This is a genomic window from Cellvibrio sp. ATLC23 (genome assembly GCF_057196725.1).
Map to the genome: position 1 here is coordinate 399,626 of NZ_JBXUOS010000004.1, position 19,810 is coordinate 419,435.

Consider the following 19,810-nt stretch of genomic DNA (forward strand, 5'->3'; position numbering starts at 1 on the left):
ACGTCCCTGTAGCTCAGCTGTATAGAGCGGGCTCCTCCTAAGAGTCAGGTCGGGGGTTAGAATCCCTCCAGGGACGCCATCTGAATTTTCGATTCGCCCTGAACAAGCAGCCCAGCGCCCATTTCTGGGCGAGACGCCAACAGAGAAAACCTAAGCAGCCCTCAAGCCTGCGTCCATTATGAATCTCATTTTGCTATCACCAGACGATTTGCTCGCCGATAACCGCGCTTGCATTAAAAATCCGCGCCAGCTTGCACATATCAAGCAGGTTCACGGCGCCGCCTTGGGCGATAAATTAAAAGTTGGCTTGATCAATGGGAATATGGGCAGCGGGCTAATTACCGAATTGCGCGATGATGCAATATCGCTGGAAATAGACCTACACCAGCCAGCACCGCGCGCGCTGCCATTAACGCTAGTGCTCGGTTTGCCACGCCCAAAAATGATGCGCCGTATATTGCAAACCATTGCCACGCTCGGCGTTAAACAACTGCATTTGATCCATTCTTGCCGCGTAGAAAAAAGCTATTGGCAAACACCCTTCCTAGATGAACAGAGCATTCGTGAGCAATTGGTTTTAGGGTTAGAACAAGGCTGCGACACCCAATTACCGCAAGTGCACTTACACAAACGTTTTAAACCGTTTGTAGAAGATGAGCTGCCAACAATTGTGGCCGGTAGCCGCGCGCTGGTTGCACACCCCTATACGCCCACCGTTTGCCCCTGCCAGATAGATTATTCACTGACATTAGCAGTAGGCCCTGAAGGCGGATTTATTCCCTATGAAATTGATTTACTGGAAAAATGCGGTTTTGAAGCGGTGCATTTGGGGGAGAGAATTATGCGGGTGGAAACAGCGGTACCCTATTTACTCGGCAGATTATTTTAATTAAAAAATGTTCAGTCTTATTCGCTGGCTAGTTCGCGCTGCAAAATGGTTTCAAATTCAACGACCGGTACTGCCTGGCTTGATAAATAGCCCTGATAATAATCACAACCAAACGATGCCAGAATCGCCAATTGTTCGGCCTCTTCTACGCCCTCTGCAACTAATTTCATATCCAGCAAGCGCCCCATGGTGATAATGGTTTCGACCAATACACGATCGTTTCGGTCCTCGATAATATCGCGCACAAACCCTTTATCAATTTTTAATGTACTTACCGGCAAACGTTTGAGGTAGCTAATTGAGGAGTAGCCAGTACCAAAGTCATCGAGCGAAAAACTGATACCTCGTTCACTCAGGGTTGTCATAGTGACAATGGCATCATCAACACGCTGAATAACAATGCCTTCGGTAATCTCCATATCCAATGATGCGGTTGGAATTGGATATTTTTCGAGAGTTGCCAATACATCATCAACAAATGCCGCACGGCGAAATTGACGCGGGCTGATATTAATACTCATTGTCATGCCTTGTTTCCATAACCCTGCTTTATCCCATCTCACCAGCGTTTTGCAGGCAGCATCCAACACCCATTGACCAACATCAATGATCATTCCTGAAGTTTCTAACACTGGAATAAAATCAACCGGTGAAACCATACCCTTGGTAGGATGATTCCAGCGCAACAGTGCTTCAGCACCTACAACACGACCACTGGGAATATCAATTTTAGGCTGGTAATACAATTCAAATTGCGACTCTTCCAGTGCGCGATGCAAATCACCTTCCATTGTTAATTGGCGGCTCACTTTATCGGCCATCTCTTCGTTAAAAAATTCAATTGAGTCGCGCCCCTTTTCTTTCACCTGATACATAGCGGTGTCGGCGTAGCGCAGCAATTCATGAACAGAATTATTTTTTTCCGGGTAAACCACCACGCCCACACTACAGGTCACCCGCAGTTCCATGTTGTCATACATATAGGGCTGGGAAATGATAGCGCGAATTTTTTCGCTGATCTCACCTGCGCGTAATGCTGCGGTTTCGATATTTTGATCCAGCACAGTGAGCACTACGACAAACTCATCGCCACTCAAACGCGCGACCAAATCCTCCTCTCGCACGGATTGCAATAATCTGTTTGCAACCACTTCCAATACCCGATCGCCAACTGGATGACCAAGCGAATCATTGATAGTTTTAAACTGGTCGAGATCGATAAACAATACCGCCCCAAAATACCCATGCCGCTCTGCACGACGCAGTTCATGCTCAAGGCGCTCGACTAACTGCAAACGATTGGGCAAGCCAGTAAGGGCATCGTGGTGCGCCATAAATTCCATTTTGGCTTGGGCATTTTTTCGCTCGGTAATATCGACCGACACAATTAACGCAACTCGCTCGTCGTAAAACGCGAGCGGCATAATGTGCGTTTGCAAAAATAGTTGTTTCCCGGTTGATGTCACAAAACGCTCTTCAATTACATCCAACTCTTCATTGCCACGAATGACCCGGTAATCGTTTTGCAGCATGGTGTCTATATCGAACACTGAATCTTTAAGTAGCTGGCGAACATGCAAGTTGCGCATTTGTTCAGGGGTATAACCCAATTCATTAGCGAGCGCTTTGTTAGCAAATAAATAATAACCAGCGATATTGCGCGCGCCGATCATTACCGGTAAGTGATCGATAATTTGACGTAAATGCTCTTCACTTTTACGCAGAGCCAATTCAACTGCGCGACGCTTGGCGAGGGAAAGCTCAACCACATCCAATAATTGATTAGAACTGGCGATTAATTGCGCCAGCTCATCTTTGCGCTGTGCTGGTAATTGCGTGAGGCGATTAACGCCGGGATGATCGGGATTAATACTATTAATTTCACGCGATAGCCGCACTAACGGTTTAGTCAGGGTGTAATAAAAAACCACGAACAGCAACAACACCAAGAACATATTGCGCAACAAGCCTGTCATCAACGCGGTTTGTGAGCGATTGTAAAAACCCTCCAAGGCCAAATCCATATCTACCGAGAAACGAATACTCCCCGAAGTACCATCGCTGTAGCCGGGCAACAACAGATTCGCGGTGTATTCACGGGTATTTTCAGCGATTTTATTAGTGAGCCAGCGGGTTTTTACTTCCGAGCGCGTGCTGCTACCTTGTGCAAGCACATTGCCAGTATCATCGTAAATTACGACTTCATAAATAAAACCATAGCGCAATAAGCCGTTAACCACTTCGTAGGAAAGCTCATCATCCAGAGTCGATACGGAACGTACAGCAGGAGGTGTGGCAACTTGAATTACACGGTCGATCAATGTTTTGAGTTCTTTTTCCTGATTTAAAAAATCAAGATACAACTGTACTGAACTCAATAAGAAGCTCAAAACAAACGCCAGAATGATGCCAATCTTGGCAAGCTGGAAAGAGATGCCATTAAAAAAGGAAGGCGCTTTATCTCTCATTGACCTAGGGTTTCCGAAGGACTTTATCAGTTATATGGGTGGGATAGTGAGTGCCTTACACTGGCAATTTACGCTCAGTCTTGCGTGAGTATAGAACAAGATTATCCATGTCACCTAAATCTATAGTGTTATTTTCTATAGGAAAATTAACTTTTTGATAGTAACAATGCAGCATCACCACAAGGCATGGAAAATGATTTCGCAACACCCACCTGAGTGAGCTGCCCGCGATAAATGTTCAGCGCCGCAAGCAGACCAGTATCTGATTGCAGTGCCCCCATACCCTCTTCCGCCAAACGGATAATGTAGGGCAAGGTTGCATTAGTCAGCCCCAGAGTTGCTGTGCGGCCTACCGCGCTAGGGATATTCGCAACACAATAATGCACCACACCCTCTTCGATATAGGTTGGGTGTTGATGTGTGGTCGGTTTGGATGTTGCAAAACACCCGCCTTGATCGATTGCAACATCGACTAGAACGCTGCCGTTTTCCATCTGTGCGATCAGATCCCGACTCAACAATTTAGGCGCGCTGGCACCTGCGTTCAGTACGCTGCCAATAATCAAATCCGACTGCAGTGCTATCAACTCGATGCGCTCTTGGTTTGCATATTCACAGATCACACGGCCGCGCCATTGCTCATCCAACTGCCGCAAACGCGCCAAGGATTTATCCATTATGTGCACCTGAGCACCCAAACCAACCGCCATAGCAGCCGCATTTGCGCCCACTACACCTCCACCCAATATCAACACATTGGCCGGTGCGACACCTGGGATACCACCCAATAACACCCCCTTGCCACCCTGCGCCATTTCCAGATGATGGGCACCCGCCTGCACCGCTATGCGCCCGGCAATTTCCGACATAGGTGCAAGCAAAGGCAATCGCCCCTGCGTATCCGTCAAGGTTTCGTAGGCGATGCAGCTTGCATCAGATGCGAGTAGCGCCTCGGTTAAGGTGCGATTGGCGGCCAGATGCAAATAAGTAAACAGTAGATGGCGATTATTCAGTAATGCATATTCTTCAGGTTGCGGCTCTTTGACTTTCACAATCAAATCCGCACTGACGTAAACCTCGGCTAAAGAATCCACCAGACTTGCACCTGCGTGTTGGTAGCGCGCATCACTAAAACCCGCCGCCTGCCCCGCACCACTCATCACATAGACACTGTGGCCACGCCGATGTAATTCAGCCGCGCCTGCCGGTGTTAAAGCAACCCGATTCTCACCTGCTTTTATTTCTCTTGGGATACCGATACGCATAAGCGCTTTTCCTGTCATCAATTACTACCCACCTGAGTATAGCCAAAGGATTCAAACAAACTCATTCAGCTTGCAGCAAGTTGGCGCAACTTATGCTGCATGAGTTATGTACAGTTTTTTGACACTCAATTTGAATCAGAAATCGCGCAAAAGTGAGTTATTTACCGCCAATACTGACAATTTGGGGCACTGCGGTGACAAAAATGAGGCCATTGAGGTAGTTATGGGTATCGATGTCAGTGATTTACGCGAGTTGATTATCAAACCTTATTTGCACGGTTTAGGGGAGCATTCAGAGATTGCCGAGAACCTGCTGCTCGGCACCGCAGCACAAGAATCACTTTTGGGACTGCATTGTTATTGCGCGCAAACCAAAGGCTTAGGACTGTATCGCATCACTGCCGAAAAACATCAGGAGCTGTGGGATACCTATTTAGTACAGTTTCCCGATTTAGCTTCGCAACAGCGCGGTTTAGCCAGCCAGCAGCAATTTTTAAAAAATCCACACGGTGAATTGATCAGCAATTTAACTTACAGCACCGGTATGGCCTGGATGATTTACCGCCGTAGCGCGATAGACATCAGCAAACCCGTTGATATATCCACCCTCGCCCAACTCTGGGCCAACCACTTTGACAACGGTACAGGCTGCGCTCGCAATACCGATGAATTTATACAAAGCTATCGCACCCGGGTGATGGATAACTCGAAAAAACTGGTGGCATGAATTCAGAATATAAAAAACCAAAAAGGCTGCAAAATGCAGCCTTTTTGGTTATTAGCGGGTTAAATCCAGATTAATGAATATCCAATACATCCACATACTGAACTGCATTGTCGCTGTGATTCACGGGTGACGCTATGCCGCAAGCATCTGCCTCATCATCAACTGCGGGGGCATCTTTATTGGTTTTAAGGTTCACAAAATCGAATAAATTTAAATCGGCCAATTGCGATGGTTGGGTATTGCGGATAGCCGAGAAAATTGTTTCGGTACGGCCGGGAAATTGACGTTCCCATTGCTGCAACATGTCTTTAACAACCTGACGCTGCAGGTTTTCTTGTGAACCGCAGAGATTACACGGAATGATCGGGAAGCCTTTTAGCTCAGCAAAATGGGCAATATCTTCCTCCGCGCAGTAACTCAGCGGGCGAATCACTATATTGCGTTTATCATCGGCCAAGAGTTTGGGCGGCATGGCTTTTAGCTTGCCACCGAAAAACATATTCAAAAATAAGGTTTCGATAATATCGTCGCGATGATGACCAAGCGCAATTTTGGTTGCACCAATTTCCTCTGCAAAACCATACAGCGTACCGCGACGCAGACGGGAGCATAAGCCACAGGTGGTTTTGCCTTCCGGAATCACTTCTTTGACGATGCTGTAAGTATCACGCTCGATGATATGGTAAGGCACGCCGACCTGCTCCAAATACTGCGGCAAGATATGCTCTGGGAAACCGGGCTGCTTCTGATCCATATTTACTGCAACCAATTCAAACGAAATCGGTGCCGTCTTTTGCAAGCTCATTAAAATATCGAGCATGGTGTAAGAGTCCTTACCCCCCGACAAACACACCATCACCTTGTCGCCATCCTCGATCATGTTGTAATCGACAATGGCTGAGCCTGTCAGGCGGCGCAAGCGTTTTTGCAGCTTGTTAAATTCAAGGCGATCTCTGCGTTCGTGTAACTCTTTCATGGACTCAAAACTCATGCGGGAAGGTAGCTCAATCGGCGACTGGGTCGGCGAGCGGCGCATTGTACGGATTTTGCGCGCAAGTTGAAACGAATCCCCCAAATCACGGCAAGATTTTGCCGGTCTATAATAGGGTTATTACCGGCTAAGCAACTGAAATCGCTACAACTATTGTCTGGATACCCTATACAGACTGGCACCTCCAGCATCTGGCATAGGGCTTGCTCTTACCACCATCAAGCCCCCACCGAAAGCAGTACCAGGGGAGAATTTTTGCCGTGAGGAGGTAGTCATGTCGTTTTTCGACAAACTGTTTAGAAAAGGTGCTCGCTCATCTGCACCAACCAAAGCACCAGCCGCTGGACAAGAGGACGTATCGTCCGCAAATAACATCCCTGAGCGGTATCTCCCACTAGCGGAGTTACACGCACAGAGGCAATTACTGGAGATAAAAATTACCGGTACCAGCCGTGTTTATCAGAGCATGATTTTGGCGATTGATGTCGAACGCGGCCTACTCTGGCTGGATGACCTTTTCCCGCAACAACTATTATTAGACGCGGGCGATGAAATTACCCTGCGCCACCATCGCAATGGCGAGCAGCTGGTCATTCGCGCCCCTATAGTCGCCATGGGCTTTACCTATGACGCAATAGGATTTGCCATCGCCCTGCCTGAGTTTGTTTATTACATGCCCAGACGCAACGCACCGCGTTTTATCGTCGGCCACCAATCACCACTTTCGGTCAAAATTCGCACCCTTGGGCAAGAACCCAGTTATGGCACATTACAAGACATTTCTACCGGCGGACTACGCTTGATAGTAGCGGGCAATATGCTGCCCTACCTGCGCCATGGCGCTCTATTGCCAATGTGCGAGGTGGATATTAGCGATGAGCTACAAATTCGTTGCCGCGCGCGTATCTGTGCGTTTCGTATAGGTCGCAGCCCTTATCGCCATACCCAAATCAGTGTTGAGTTTATCGATATGGAGGAAGAGACGCGCGCCGCGCTCGCCCGATTTCTGCGCGAATCGCAACTCAGCCATAGTGGACACTGCGCCCCAGAACCCATCAACAGCTACGCCGCCTGAGGACAGGCAATCGTGAAAATAAACCAGTAGAAGAAAGCTACTGATTCTCTTGTTCTGAACTAAGATAGAAACACCAATGCTGAAGATGTAATTCGCGGCATCACCAATCACATCAACAGGACGGATAAACTATCGCACAAACAACTGGATTTGATTCTCAGATTTAATTAATGCCACCGTGAATTAACGCAATTGATTCAGCTTTTTACAAAAAATTTCGTTAAGCTTGGGGCAAACGACTAATTATTTTCTGCGGATGATATGGAACCCTCATGATATACAGCCAAGAAATTGCCAACCAAGATTTACTGCGCCTAGATCGTGCTCACGTGTGGCACCCTTACACATCATTTACCCAACCCGGTACTGTTGCAGCAGTAAACCACGCACAGGGGGCAGAATTACATCTGGCAGACGGCCGCGTTTTGGTTGACGGCATGTCCTCTTGGTGGAGCACACTGCACGGCTACAATCATCCGGTATTAAATCAAGCAGTGATTGATCAAGTTGGTAAAATGGCGCACGTGATGTTTGCCGGAATTACACATGAACCTGCAGTAAAGCTCGCCAGCTCACTCGCTAAAATAGCTCCCGATGGATTAAATAAAGTTTTCTTTTCTGATTCAGGCTCTGTTGCAGTTGAAGTTGCACTTAAGATGGCAATTCAATATTGGCATTCTCAAGGTCAGGCTCAGCGCACCATGTTTCTAACATTAAAGCGCGGTTATCATGGCGACACTTTTGGTGCCATGTCAGTTTGCGATCCACACTCAGGTATGCACCATCTCTTTCACCGCTCGCTTTCACATCATTTATTTGCAGAAGCGCCACCTTGCAGTTTTGATGAGACGTTTCAAGAATCCCATATTGCGAATTTTGCACAGCTCATCCAACAACATCGCCAAAAGATTGCGGCAGTCATTCTTGAACCGATTGTTCAGGGTGCTGGAGGAATGCGTTTTTATTCACCGGATTATTTACGGCGTGTACGCGAGCTCTGCAATAAAAATGAAATTCTTTTAATCGTCGACGAAATCGCCACCGGCTTTGGCCGCACTGGAAAACTATTTGCCTGTGAGCACGCCGGTATCAGCCCGGATATTTTATGTATAGGCAAAGCACTGACCGCAGGTTACATCACCCTGGCAGCAACACTCTGCAACGACAAGGTGAGCAACGGCATCTGCAGTGGTGAGAGTGGCATTTTTATGCATGGGCCGACCTATATGGCTAACCCGCTTGCCTGTGCTGTGGCCAATGCCAGTATTGATCTGCTGCTCAACTCCGATTGGCAGACAACAGTTGCGAACATCGCGCAACAAATGCGCGATGAATTGGCACCATGCAAAGATTTCTCATACGTGCGCGATGTGCGCGTGCTGGGTGCTATCGGGGTGGTCGAATTAGAAAACGCAGTGGATACGAGCAAGTTAATGCCGCTGTTTATCGAGTTGGGAGTGTGGATCCGCCCCTTTGGCAATGTTATCTATTTAATGCCGCCCTTCATCATCAGCAAAGATGAATTAAGCAAATTAACATCGTCAATATTGAAAGTAGTCGCAACACTCACAAAGTAGCCGCGAGGGTCAAGGGGAGCCAGTTCCCCGATTCAACCCACCTCTTTAGCATTAGGCAAGCAAGATACTATCGCTACCGCTGCATTTCATACTTGCGCATTTTTTCTACCAGGGTGGTGCGGCGCACGCAAAGCTTATCTGCTGCCCGAGCAACAACACCACCGCAATCATTCAACGCTTGCTGAATTAAACTCATCTCTAAATTGGTAATGTACTCACGTAAGTCAATACCTTGTTCGGGCAAAAGCGGAGTGTCGTTCATATTTACATAACTGGTACTACCTGATACTGCAGTACCATTTGCATTTGCTGGCGCGTGCACGAAATCTTCATCGGTTACATCCACATGACGATACTTTGCCGGTAAATCTTGCACACCAATTACACCAAACGGATGCATGATTGCCATGCGCTCAACCAAGTTAGCAAGCTCGCGCACATTACCGCTCCATTCATGCTGGCAGAGCGACATAATTGCTGCCGAATTAAAACGAATAGAACCACGCTGCTCGCTTTCCATGCGCGACACTAACTCGTTCATCAATAATGGAATATCTTCAGACCGGTCTTTTAGTGATGGCAGCTCGATAGGAAATACGTTCAAACGATAGAACAAATCCTCACGGAAAGTATTATCCGCAATCATCTGCTCAAGATTACGATGGGTTGCAGCAATTACCCTAACATCTACCGGCTGGGTTTTGTTGCTACCAACACGCTCGAAGCAACGCTCTTGCAATACGCGCAAAATTTTAACTTGCATATTAAGCGGCATATCGCCAATTTCATCTAGAAATAAGGTGCCGCCCTCTGCCATTTCAAAACGGCCAGCGCGCGAATTGATCGCACCAGTAAACGCCCCTTTTTCATGACCAAACAATTCACTTTCGAGTAACTCCGCTGGAATTGCACCGCAGTTAACGGGAACAAAAGGCTTGTCCCGACGTGGCGAGTTATAGTGCAGGTTACGCGCAACTACTTCTTTACCCGTACCCGACTCACCAGTAATCAACACTGAAACATCTTTATCAGCCACCTGCGCCATCATTTCACGCACGTTTTGAATTTCGCGACTGGTACCTACCAGACTGCGAAACAAATGTACGGGGCGCCGCTGAGGCTGTCGCTTACTCGTAGATTGCGCTTCGCGATACAACTGGGCGCGATGCAGTGTATCAACCAGCTTGTTATAGGTAGGAGGGAGAGAAAGAGTAGCAATAACCATAAAGCGATAGAGATCATCCAATCCCTCATCGGCATTTTGATTTTCATCGCCAACCAAGACAACTGCCACCTCATCATTCCAAGAGCGGATTTCTTTAAGCAGCTGCGCAAGAGATTGATTGCTGTCACGATAATCACCAATCAAGATCGCTACATAGTCTTCGCCGTTATTTTCCTCGGCAACAGCGGCCTGCCAAGTATTGCTAGCGGTTGTGCGTGTAGTTTCGCTAAGGAAATCCAGCAAAATTTTTAAATCGTGCCTGCGTGACTGATTATCGTCTATAACAAGAACTTTATTGTTGCGCCACATACCCCAAGACCTTTTTCATTTCATACCAACACCCCGACGGCAGATAAAATATCAGTCAAGGCAAAGAAACGGCTACTTGGAGTAAGTAATAGACGAGACACTGATCTTAGTCAAACTTATGGCGAAATGTTTTTGGCGTTTTAACAGCATTTAATCAACCAGAATAATTATTCGCCAAATTTACGCCTTTTCAGCTTCGAACAAAATAAAGACAATCAACAACACTTATGGTGCAACTACGCGGAAACCACACAAATTGTTTTTATGGTTTGTTATTTTATGACAAATAATTTTATGACTTGGGCGATGCCACTTGTGGGGCAATTTCATCCCACCCGGATTTAATTGTCTTTAATAATTGAATCGCTTCATTAACTTTTTCGACATCATTCAACTTGGATGCTTCCAACAACTTAAGGTTAATGTACTCATAAAGCTGATCAAGTCGCTCAGATAACTCTCCAGCATCCATATCCAACGAGCTACGCAAGCCGCCAATAATGCTGATGGCCTTTCCCAACAACTCGCCTTTTGCCGCAAGATCTCCGCGCTCAATAGCTCCTTGAGCTGCCGCCAAACGCCCAAGTGCACCTTCAAATAGCAATTGAATTAAACGATGTGGCGAAGCATTGTTAATTTCTGATTCAATACCCAACTGACGATATTGTTTCAGCGCTTCTTGTGGTTTGTAGTTAGACACGGACTATCCCCTGCGAGCAGTTATGTATCTTAAGGCTAGCAGGGCTAAGAGGCTTTTGCGAGTTTTGCTATAAGAGAGTTGTTTTAAAAACCTTATGAACTAGTGCTTTTAACACTTATTTCACAATTTTAAGCAAGGGCAGATCCATACCAGCCTACTTAGGTCGCATGAAGAAGCGTCACTTCACGCTGACATTGGGCTATCAGGCCAGCATAAACACCTTTCAACTCCCCTAACGCACATACCAATGTAGACTTGTCATCGCGATTTGCTGCGATCACTTTATCGATCAACAATATGCAAATGCGATCCAAATGCCGAACTTTTTCCCAATCCTCCTGCTGTAATGCGGTGGTTAATTCTAGCTGCAGATGACGCATAGCCATAATGCCAGCTTCGCCACGGTATTCAGGAGCAGACACCAACTGAATCGCCATAATAAACCCCTCGTTACACGTGACTTCCAATCGCATCCCAGGCGGTTTTTATCTCGCCCAGCAAACGACCGCACTCATCCAGATACTCCGGATTGTTTTCATAATTCGCCTGACTAAGGCGGCGAATGACATAGTCGTATAAACCGTCAAGATTAGCGGCAAGAGCACCGCCCTCTTTGTCATTCAAGCTACCCTGTAACCCGCCCACTATGGCTACTGCCTTGCCAATTAACTCACCTTTACGGGCAATCTGATTTTGCGCCATGGCACCTTTAGCTTGGGCGATGCGCTCTAATGCGCCTTCAAACAACATCTGTATTAAACGGTGAGGAGATGCTGTTTCAACACTGGAATGAACTTTGACGCTGGCATAGTTCTGAACGGCAGAATAGGAATTCATATATCACCACAGAGTATTAGAATTTTGCGTTGCTGGCCGGAGCGACCAAACAACCCAACCCTATAAGCTAACGGCACTAATCGTAAAATCTTTAACCTGAAACCGAGAAAAATGTAAAAAGACCATGCCGCAACTTGCGAGATTACTATGCAAGCCAAGTGATAAATTCATTTCGGATTCAGCCACAACAACTAAAGTAAATGTAACCATCGCAAAGGAGATATTCATGAACAACCATTTTGTTTCAATGTTATATGCGACGATTCTTGCAGGCATCTCCAGCACATGTGTTGCCGAGTCTTTACGCTGTAAAACGAAGCTCACGCACCTCGGTGACACTAAAGCAGAAGTCCTCGACAAGTGCGGCAACCCCATAATGACCGACAGCTTCTGCCAACCAATCGCAACCACTACCCAAGCTCAGGGAATACAAAATGGCGATAACAATGCACAAAACAATATCGCTATAGCGACATGTGAAAATATAGATATCTGGACCTACAACCCCGGCAAAGGCAAATTCATCACCCACCTGTATTTTGCTCGGGGTCAGCTGCAGAGTATTCGCTATGGCGACAGAGTGAAATAAGAGCACATTGAAAAACTATTGCACAACCCGATTTACTGTATATAATCACAACCACTGTACAAATAAACAGATACGGGAGTGCATCATGTCTGACTTAACACCGCGCCAAGAACAGGTACTGCAACTTATTCGTCAATACGCAGATGAAACAGGTTATCCGCCCACGCGCGCCGAGATCGCACGAATTCTCGGCTTTAAGTCAGCCAATGCCGCTGAAGAGCATATTAAGGCTCTGGCTCGCAAAGGTGCGATCGAAATCATTCCCGGCGCATCACGCGGAATAAAATTGCCAGAGATACAAGCAGGCATCCCAATTGTTGGACGCGTTGCAGCAGGCAATCCGATTCTTGCACAAGAGCATATTGAAGATTATTGCAATATCCCCCAGAGCTTTTTCTCACCCAGTGCAGATTTTTTCCTGCGCGTTCACGGCATGAGCATGAAGGATGCCGGCATTCTCGATGGCGACTTGCTTGCAGTTCATAAAACTGATCAGGTTCGCAACGGCCAAATTGTTGTTGCACGCATAGGTGAAGAAGTTACCGTTAAGCGTTTCAAGCGCTCAGGCAACAAAGCAGAAGTTGAGTTATGGCCAGAAAACCCCGAATTTGATGTCATCTTGGTTGATATGCGCGACCAGGAATTCAGTATCGAAGGCCTCAGTGTAGGAGTAATTCGCCGTGACTAACATCGCCCACGTCATCCCCACCACTACTACTCGGCAGCAACCCGCGAACGGCGTCACCGAGCTGGTATTAACCAGTGACTCCCCTGAACAGGTTGCACTGCTACTACCAATGATTGCCTTTCTTAGCAATGCATGCAGCGATCGCTGGATTACCTGGATCGCACCCCACAATATCAGCCGTGAATTACTGGAATCTTATGGTGTTAATACGCGCTATATTCGAGTTATTCACTGCCAAAACCCGCAAACACTCTTATGGATTACGTGGGAAGCGCTCTCGGCAGGCAACAGCCACACAGTGATATCAAGCCCGGGAAAGCTGGCAGATAAAGAGCTTGCCCAACTTGAGATGGCAGCCAAAATCGGTGAGTGTCAGGGATTACTGCTCAGAGTGCGCTAAGCTAATGGCGCGTTAATTAAACGCAGTTAATGATGGGATTGTACTTCGAATAAATGAAGTATCGCAGGGAGGCAGCCTCAGCCTGTATAGCTGAAGTTAATGCAGCATTAATTTTTCGGTATCACTCAACTCTTCAACCATTTCATCTAACATAGCTTCCGCCTGTTGATCAGCAATATCGCCTGCAGCCTCCATCCCTGCTTCAATCATTGCTTTGGCAACTAAAAATTTTTCTTCACCCAAAAAAGCCAGAGATTCTTCTGAAAAACGAATTGTCACCAGAGGCTCATTCTTCTCATCATCAGCACGCGCCAAAGCCACATCACCATTCAGCAATTCAACAATTTCATAAAAAGACGACATGACTACCTCGGCTGCCTCAACTTAAAATGGGGGGTGCATTCTAACACCCAATTACCTCAAAGCCTATTTGACAAGCTGCCGTGGAGAGGCAAGCAGCAAGAGACAAGGTGAAGTGCTGGCAATTACCCAGCCCATATCCGCACTGGGAAGAAGAACGGCTTGGCCAGAAGCAAGCTCACAAGTCCGCCCAGCAGAGCTCAATGTTAACTGCCCTTGCAATACCATTAGCACGGAATAAATATCACTCTTAGAGGTATAACTGCCATTTAGTTGGATTCGCTGCACCGCAAAATCATCAAAGTTTACAATGCGTTCAATGCGCAACTGCTGATTGGCAATCAGCAACTCAGAGGGCTGAGATTGGGCAACATTCAGATCTACCAATTCAAGTGCACTTTCAGTATCCCAGTGCGATTGGGTTAATACCTTTTGCCCGAAACTGAGAATTTTGCGCTCATAAACTGGGGTCTGAAACTCCACAACTCTAACCCCATGCTGCAGTGCATGAGGAACCAATTTAGGTACGGTGATCACATCCCCCAGTGTTAATGGACGACTCGCCACAAAACTGTTCATGGTTTTGCGCAGCTCAGCCTCAGTTTCAAATAATGTTTTATTTTCAATCTGTTGCGATAACTCATTAATCCAATTTATCAATTGGGAATGCATTACAGGCTGGTGTATTTCTAATCCTGCTGCAGTTCGCTTCTCATCTAACTGAAGATCTATTAAATGCCTGACCTGCTCATAAGCCAGCACGGAACCCAGATAAGCCTGTTTAAATGCATCGTCAGTCTGATAGCGCCGCCGCATTTCAGGCGAAAAACCCAGTTGGATTGCACCAATCCCCTCAGGCCAAGCCTTCGGGTCTATATGGGTCACAACATAAACTTCTTGTTTTTCTTGATGAAGCTCAAAATACAAATCGCCATAAACTTCATCTGGAAGTGGATCAAGAATTTTAAGCAAAATAGGCTGAGCTTCATGAGGCAAGCCCATTTGCTCCGACATAAGCTCCAACAGCCACGGCAAGGGGATAACACCAGCATCGCCCATTACACCAGACTGACCGCGAGCCTCAATACCGGTATACCAAATCTCCTGCCCCCATGGTTTGGGGATATGGATGGGAGCCAATAGCCAAGGATCGGACATCACAAGCCAAGGTAGCGCATGCAGTTGACAATACTCCCGCAACACTTCGTTCGCATTAGCAACGCCATTAGGCAAAGATTGCAGTTGCTCCAACCTCTCAGCAGTGAAAAAACAAATACTCCCTTCAATACGTATAGATTCGTGACTATCTACAACAATTGAAAGCAACGCAAGTAACTCTAACGAGGGTTGCTCAGGAAGATAATATTGCGAGTGGGAAAACTGGATCACCAGCTGCTGCGCTTGCGGAAACTCACCTATAGCTAGCAAGCGCCGAATGGTTTGTTCCATTAATTTGGCAGCCGGGACAGCTTTATCAAAGCAAAAAGAAACCAACACAATTCTCACAAATAGAATAGTTACACGCAGTTTAACAGACGAAGCTATAAGGGTGGATGAAACCCAAACTGACACCATAGAGATAAAAATAAAGGGCCAACGTATGTTGACCCCTTATTGGTACTGCAGGTTTGATCCGACTGATTAATTCAGGCGCTCTAACACAGTGGTAATCCCCTGCCCCAAGCCTATGCACATAGTGGAGACACCCAAATTTAAATCGCGATCCTGCATCACCGTCAATAGTGAACCGGTGATACGAGTTCCCGAGCAACCGAATGGATGCCCCAGTGCAATTGCGCCGCCGTGTAAATTAACCTTATCGTTCATCACTTCAAGCAATTTGAGATCCTTCAACACCGGTAATGCTTGAGCAGCAAACGCCTCATTCAGTTCAACAGCATCTATATCGTCGATAGTTAAATTGGCCGCCTTCAACGCTTTTTCAGTTGATGGCACAGGGCCATAACCCATAATCGACGGATCAACACCCGCAAGCCCCAATGAAACCACTTTGGCGATAGGCTTTAAACCCAATGATTTCGCGCGCTCTGCCGACATCACCAGCATCACCGAAGCCCCATCACTTAATTGCGATGAGGTGCCAGCAGTGACTTGCCCATTTTTAGGGTCAAACACAGGTGACAATTTAGACAAGGCTTCTACCGTTGTTTCTGGTCGAATAGTTTCGTCCTGATCGACGGAGATTAAAAAACCATCGCTGTTATGACCATCAACCGCAATAATTTCGCGGCTAAACTTACCCGTTTCACGTGCATGAGCGGCCAGTTGATGGGAGCGCGCACCGAACTCATCCATTTGCTGGCGATTGATGCCGTGCAAGAGCGCGAGATACTCAGCTGTCATACCCATGTTGCCCGCCGCTTTGGCGACAGATAAACCCAATAAGGGATTGATACTGACCGACTCATACATGGGCAAATGCCCCATATGTTCAACACCACCGATCAGATACACATCACCCTGCCCAGCGCGAATATTCACTGTTGCGGTATGTAGCGCTGACATAGAAGAGCCGCAAAGACGATTGATCGTTTGCGCCGGAATGGTGTGCGGCAAACCGGCCAACAACAGAATATTGCGCGCGATATTAAACGCCTGCTCTTCGCGCTGCATAACGCAGCCCCACAACAGGTCATCAATAGTACCGGGGTCGAGTTCTGGATTGCGCGCCAGCAAACCTTTGATAATCGCAGCTGAAATATCATCGGCACGCATATGACGAAAGCAACCGTTTTTAGAGCGCCCCATGGCACTGCGGGCAAAGTCAACAATGACGGCGTCGCGTGGTTGTAAGCTCATTCGTATGACTCCTTAGCCGTAAAATTTTTGGTTGTTAGCCGCTTTGGCTTTGAGACTTTCCGGTGCTTGATAAAGAGCACCCAAGGCGGCGAATTTTGCGGCCATATCACAGAAAGTTTGCGCACCGATTGCATCAATCCAACGGAAAACGCCACCGCGGAACGGAGGGAAGCCAGTGCCATACACCAATGCCATATCGGCTTCAGCAGCTGTTTCCACTATACCTTCGTCGAGACAGCGCGTTAATTCGGTGGCCATTGGAATCATCATGCGCGCGACAATATCTTCATCGCTGATGTCAATCGCACCTTGAATACATGGCTTAAGAATATCGGCCACTTCAGCGGCCGCCACTTTCGCTGGCTTACCTTTTTTATCCAACACGTAATTGTAAAAGCCCTTCTCGTTTTTCTGACCGAGGCGTCCCGCAGCAAAAAGCGCATCGGTACACGAGGTAAAGTCACGCTGCATACGATCGGGGAAACCATTGGCCATCACTTTTTCGGCGTGGACTGCGGTATCTATCCCCACCACGTCCAATAAATACGCAGGTCCCATTGGCCAGCCCCAGGTTTCCATCAATTTATCGATACGCTGAAAATCAACACCGTCGCGCAGTAACATCGCAAAACCAGCCAAATAGGGGAACAGCACGCGATTGACTAAAAAGCCGGGGCAATCTTTTACCACGATAGGCTTTTTACCCATGGCATTGGCATAAGCTACGGTGTGAGCGACAGCGTTGTCCGATGTCTTTTCACCGCGAATCACTTCCACCAGAGGCATCATGTGGACGGGGTTAAAAAAGTGCATGCCGCAGAAATTTTCTGGCCGCGCTAAATCTTCGGCAAGATAAGTGATCGAAATAGTCGAGGTATTAGAAGCGAGCACTGTATCGCTGCTGACTTTGGTTTCAACTTCGGCCAACACCGCTTTTTTTACTTTTGGGTTCTCAACAACCGCCTCAACCACAATATCAACTTGGTCAAAGCCATCGTAAGTCAGTGCAGGCTCAATACGATTCAGTACGTTGCCCATTTCAGTTGCGGTTAATTTTTTACGCTCAACACGTTTGCTTAATAATTTATTAGCCTCGGACAAACCCAGATCAATCCCCTGCTGGGCGATATCCTTCATTTTAATCGGGACACCTTTTAGCGCGGATTGATAGGCAATACCGCCACCCATAATCCCAGCGCCAAGTACCGCTCCGCGTTCGATTTTTTTATCGGCTTTTTTCTCCCAAGCCTTGGCTTTTTTGCTCAGTACTTGCTCGTTGATGAAAATACCCACTAGGGATTGAGCGACTGGGGTCTGCGCCATTTTGGCAAAGTTTTCCGCTTCGATTTGCAATGCTTCATCGCGCCCCTTATCGGCTGCTTTTTGCATCGCTTTAATCGCAGAAACAGGCGCTGGATAATTGCGCCCAGCCTGCCCACCCACAAACGCTTTTGAGGTCTCAAAGGCCATCATGGATTCGATAAAGTTTAATCTTAACGGGGCTTTTTTCTGCGCGCGGCGAGCCTGGTAATCGAACTTGCCATTAATACACTGCTGCAAACAATGCAGTGCCGCATCATGTAATTTTTCTGGTTCAACAACCGCATCAACAACACGCGCAGTTAATGCAGCTTCTGCATCATTTTCTTTCCCCGCAGCAATCCATTCAACTGCTGTATCAAGGCCGGCCACTCGCGGTAAGCGTACAGTACCGCCCCAACCAGGAATAATGCCTAATTTAGTCTCGGGCAACCCGACTTTGGCAGCCGTGCTGGCGATACGGTAATCACATGACAAACAAAACTCCAAGCCACCGCCCAATGCGAAACCATTAATCGCCACAACAGTGGGAAATGGCAAATCCTCAAGGCGACAAAAATTGACATTATTAGTCGCCAAATGGCCAGTAATTTGTTCAGGGCCAGAGGCAAATACTGCTCCGAACTCCATAATATCGGCTCCTACAATAAACACATCCTTTGCACTCTTGATCAACAATCCTTGAATATTTTTTTCATTTTCGAGCAAATCGAGTACTTGCTGAAGCTCAGAAACAACAAGCAGACTGAACTTGTTTACCGATTCACCTTGTAAATCAAAGGTTAACTCAGCAATACCATCAGGTAGTAATGACACCTTTAAGGCTTTTCCTTGAAACATAATAAATCTCTCTTTCTAGTAAGGAACGAGGAGGGAAACATGGTTTTGAGTGTAGCAGGCTGGCGTAGAGTTGCCTTATAGGAGTGCAAACTGCTGGGCTTTAACGCACAAAAATTTACGCACATCACCTTTGGTGCACAAAAAGCGAACAACGAAATAGGCTCGCATCATGTGAGGAAAGGTTGATTAAGCGATACGGTTGACTGGCAGGGACATAAAAGCTATCGCCCTGATTTAGCATCTGCCTTCCACTTAGCAAGGTCAACTGCAAGCAACCACTCAATAGCACACCACAACTATCTACTGCGGCGGTACTAAACGCGGTGAACTGCCCTGCCGACAGGCATTCGATTCGAGCATCCAACTGCCGTTGCTGCATTTTAGAATCGTAACCATCCGCATCCGACGCAGTGACAACCTTTGCTTGGCGATCAACAGAAAGCTGAAAATAAAAAAAATCGGCCAGACTAATCGGAAATACAGCAAGTATGCGGCTAAGCGATTGGATACTTGGGCTTACCTGCCCCTGCTCAATCATTGAAATACTGCTATTGGTCACTCCTGCACGCTTGGCCAACTCACGCTGAGAAAAACCAAAAGCCTCGCGAATCAGCTTAATCCGGGCCGCCGTATCCAAAAGAACAGAGCTGGAGGAGGCAGTGTCAACCGATTCACTGGAGATAATAGTAATATTCAGGGAGGATTCTATACCAGTTGCATCATTCGACAT

Annotated in this window: 19 protein-coding genes and 1 tRNA gene; 8 read left to right on the forward strand and 12 right to left on the reverse strand. The window is 47.1% G+C overall.

The window, feature by feature from the left end; translation table 11 throughout:
- Window positions 1–2 precede the first annotated feature (2 nt).
- Together AC2CG4_RS09475 and AC2CG4_RS09480 are read left to right on the forward strand one after the other, a co-directional pair.
- Window positions 3–79, forward strand: a tRNA-Arg gene (locus AC2CG4_RS09475).
- A gap of 99 nt (window positions 80–178) precedes the next feature.
- On the forward strand, window positions 179–889 hold the full coding sequence (locus AC2CG4_RS09480; RefSeq protein ID WP_484486023.1) for a 16S rRNA (uracil(1498)-N(3))-methyltransferase: 711 nt from the start codon (window positions 179–181) through the stop codon (window positions 887–889).
- A 17-nt stretch (window positions 890–906) separates the two neighbouring features.
- On the opposite strand, the gene AC2CG4_RS09485 is transcribed toward AC2CG4_RS09480, so the two are convergent.
- Both AC2CG4_RS09485 and ald read right to left on the reverse strand, forming a co-directional pair.
- Window positions 907–3,357 carry a putative bifunctional diguanylate cyclase/phosphodiesterase gene (locus AC2CG4_RS09485; RefSeq protein WP_484486024.1) on the reverse strand — a complete coding sequence of 817 codons (2,451 nt, stop codon included), beginning with the start codon at window positions 3,355–3,357 and terminating at the stop codon, window positions 907–909.
- A gap of 146 nt (window positions 3,358–3,503) precedes the next feature.
- Entirely contained in the window at window positions 3,504–4,622 is a 1,119-nt protein-coding gene (gene ald / locus AC2CG4_RS09490) for an alanine dehydrogenase (RefSeq protein ID WP_484486025.1), read from the reverse strand.
- A 106-nt stretch (window positions 4,623–4,728) separates the two neighbouring features.
- Here ald and AC2CG4_RS09495 point away from each other — a divergent pair, with 106 nt between their 5' ends.
- Complete coding sequence (locus AC2CG4_RS09495) at window positions 4,729–5,349, forward strand: hypothetical protein (protein ID WP_484486026.1); 621 nt, start codon at window positions 4,729–4,731, stop codon at window positions 5,347–5,349.
- Window positions 5,350–5,419: 70 nt separating this feature from the next.
- Here AC2CG4_RS09495 and ttcA read toward each other — a convergent pair whose 3' ends face one another.
- Window positions 5,420–6,325: a tRNA 2-thiocytidine(32) synthetase TtcA gene (ttcA, locus tag AC2CG4_RS09500; protein ID WP_484486027.1), complete on the reverse strand. Its 906-nt coding sequence runs from the start codon at window positions 6,323–6,325 to the stop codon at window positions 5,420–5,422.
- A 289-nt stretch (window positions 6,326–6,614) separates the two neighbouring features.
- On the opposite strand from ttcA, the gene AC2CG4_RS09505 reads away from it, so the two are divergent.
- Together AC2CG4_RS09505 and bioA are read left to right on the forward strand one after the other, a co-directional pair.
- On the forward strand, window positions 6,615–7,415 hold the full coding sequence (locus tag AC2CG4_RS09505; protein ID WP_484486028.1) for a flagellar brake protein: 801 nt from the start codon (window positions 6,615–6,617) through the stop codon (window positions 7,413–7,415).
- 272 nt (window positions 7,416–7,687) lie between these two features.
- Window positions 7,688–8,992 carry an adenosylmethionine--8-amino-7-oxononanoate transaminase gene (bioA, locus tag AC2CG4_RS09510; protein WP_484486029.1) on the forward strand — a complete coding sequence of 435 codons (1,305 nt, stop codon included), beginning with the start codon at window positions 7,688–7,690 and terminating at the stop codon, window positions 8,990–8,992.
- 73 nt (window positions 8,993–9,065) lie between these two features.
- Here bioA and AC2CG4_RS09515 read toward each other — a convergent pair whose 3' ends face one another.
- From AC2CG4_RS09515 to fliS (AC2CG4_RS09530), 4 genes are all read right to left on the reverse strand, one after another.
- The gene (locus AC2CG4_RS09515) at window positions 9,066–10,526 is read right to left on the reverse strand and encodes a sigma-54-dependent transcriptional regulator (protein WP_484486030.1); all 1,461 of its coding nucleotides are present in this window, start codon (window positions 10,524–10,526) and stop codon (window positions 9,066–9,068) included.
- Between the two features lie 292 nt (window positions 10,527–10,818).
- Window positions 10,819–11,226: a flagellar export chaperone FliS gene (gene fliS, locus AC2CG4_RS09520; RefSeq protein ID WP_484486031.1), complete on the reverse strand. Its 408-nt coding sequence runs from the start codon at window positions 11,224–11,226 to the stop codon at window positions 10,819–10,821.
- Window positions 11,227–11,384: 158 nt separating this feature from the next.
- Complete coding sequence (locus AC2CG4_RS09525; RefSeq protein ID WP_484486032.1) at window positions 11,385–11,663, reverse strand: hypothetical protein; 279 nt, start codon at window positions 11,661–11,663, stop codon at window positions 11,385–11,387.
- A 13-nt stretch (window positions 11,664–11,676) separates the two neighbouring features.
- On the reverse strand, window positions 11,677–12,063 hold the full coding sequence (gene fliS / locus AC2CG4_RS09530) for a flagellar export chaperone FliS (RefSeq protein WP_062065330.1): 387 nt from the start codon (window positions 12,061–12,063) through the stop codon (window positions 11,677–11,679).
- A gap of 226 nt (window positions 12,064–12,289) precedes the next feature.
- Between fliS (AC2CG4_RS09530) and AC2CG4_RS09535 the strand changes: the two genes are divergently transcribed.
- The 3 genes from AC2CG4_RS09535 to AC2CG4_RS09545 all read left to right on the forward strand — a co-directional run bounded on the left by AC2CG4_RS09535 (window position 12,290) and on the right by AC2CG4_RS09545 (window position 13,740).
- Window positions 12,290–12,652, forward strand: coding sequence for a DUF2845 domain-containing protein (locus AC2CG4_RS09535; protein WP_484486033.1), 363 nt, complete (start codon window positions 12,290–12,292; stop codon window positions 12,650–12,652).
- A gap of 85 nt (window positions 12,653–12,737) precedes the next feature.
- Complete coding sequence (gene lexA / locus AC2CG4_RS09540; protein ID WP_484486034.1) at window positions 12,738–13,340, forward strand: transcriptional repressor LexA; 603 nt, start codon at window positions 12,738–12,740, stop codon at window positions 13,338–13,340.
- Window positions 13,333–13,740, forward strand: coding sequence for a cell division inhibitor SulA (locus AC2CG4_RS09545; protein ID WP_484486035.1), 408 nt, complete (start codon window positions 13,333–13,335; stop codon window positions 13,738–13,740). The genes lexA and AC2CG4_RS09545 overlap by 8 nt, the downstream gene beginning before the upstream one ends.
- 96 nt (window positions 13,741–13,836) lie before the next feature.
- On the opposite strand, the gene AC2CG4_RS09550 is transcribed toward AC2CG4_RS09545, so the two are convergent.
- The 5 genes from AC2CG4_RS09550 to AC2CG4_RS09570 all read right to left on the reverse strand — a co-directional run bounded on the left by AC2CG4_RS09550 (window position 13,837) and on the right by AC2CG4_RS09570 (window position 19,810).
- Window positions 13,837–14,103 (reverse strand): hypothetical protein, encoded by a 267-nt coding sequence (locus AC2CG4_RS09550; RefSeq protein WP_484486036.1) that lies wholly within the window; start codon window positions 14,101–14,103, stop codon window positions 13,837–13,839.
- 63 nt (window positions 14,104–14,166) lie between these two features.
- A complete protein-coding gene (locus AC2CG4_RS09555) occupies window positions 14,167–15,549 on the reverse strand; it encodes a hypothetical protein (RefSeq protein WP_484486037.1) in 1,383 nt (460 codons plus the stop codon).
- A gap of 192 nt (window positions 15,550–15,741) precedes the next feature.
- On the reverse strand, window positions 15,742–16,920 hold the full coding sequence (gene fadA, locus AC2CG4_RS09560; RefSeq protein ID WP_484486038.1) for an acetyl-CoA C-acyltransferase FadA: 1,179 nt from the start codon (window positions 16,918–16,920) through the stop codon (window positions 15,742–15,744).
- Between the two features lie 12 nt (window positions 16,921–16,932).
- Complete coding sequence (fadB, locus tag AC2CG4_RS09565; RefSeq protein WP_484486055.1) at window positions 16,933–19,083, reverse strand: fatty acid oxidation complex subunit alpha FadB; 2,151 nt, start codon at window positions 19,081–19,083, stop codon at window positions 16,933–16,935.
- A 121-nt stretch (window positions 19,084–19,204) separates the two neighbouring features.
- Entirely contained in the window at window positions 19,205–19,810 is a 606-nt protein-coding gene (locus AC2CG4_RS09570) for a helix-turn-helix domain-containing protein (protein WP_484486039.1), read from the reverse strand.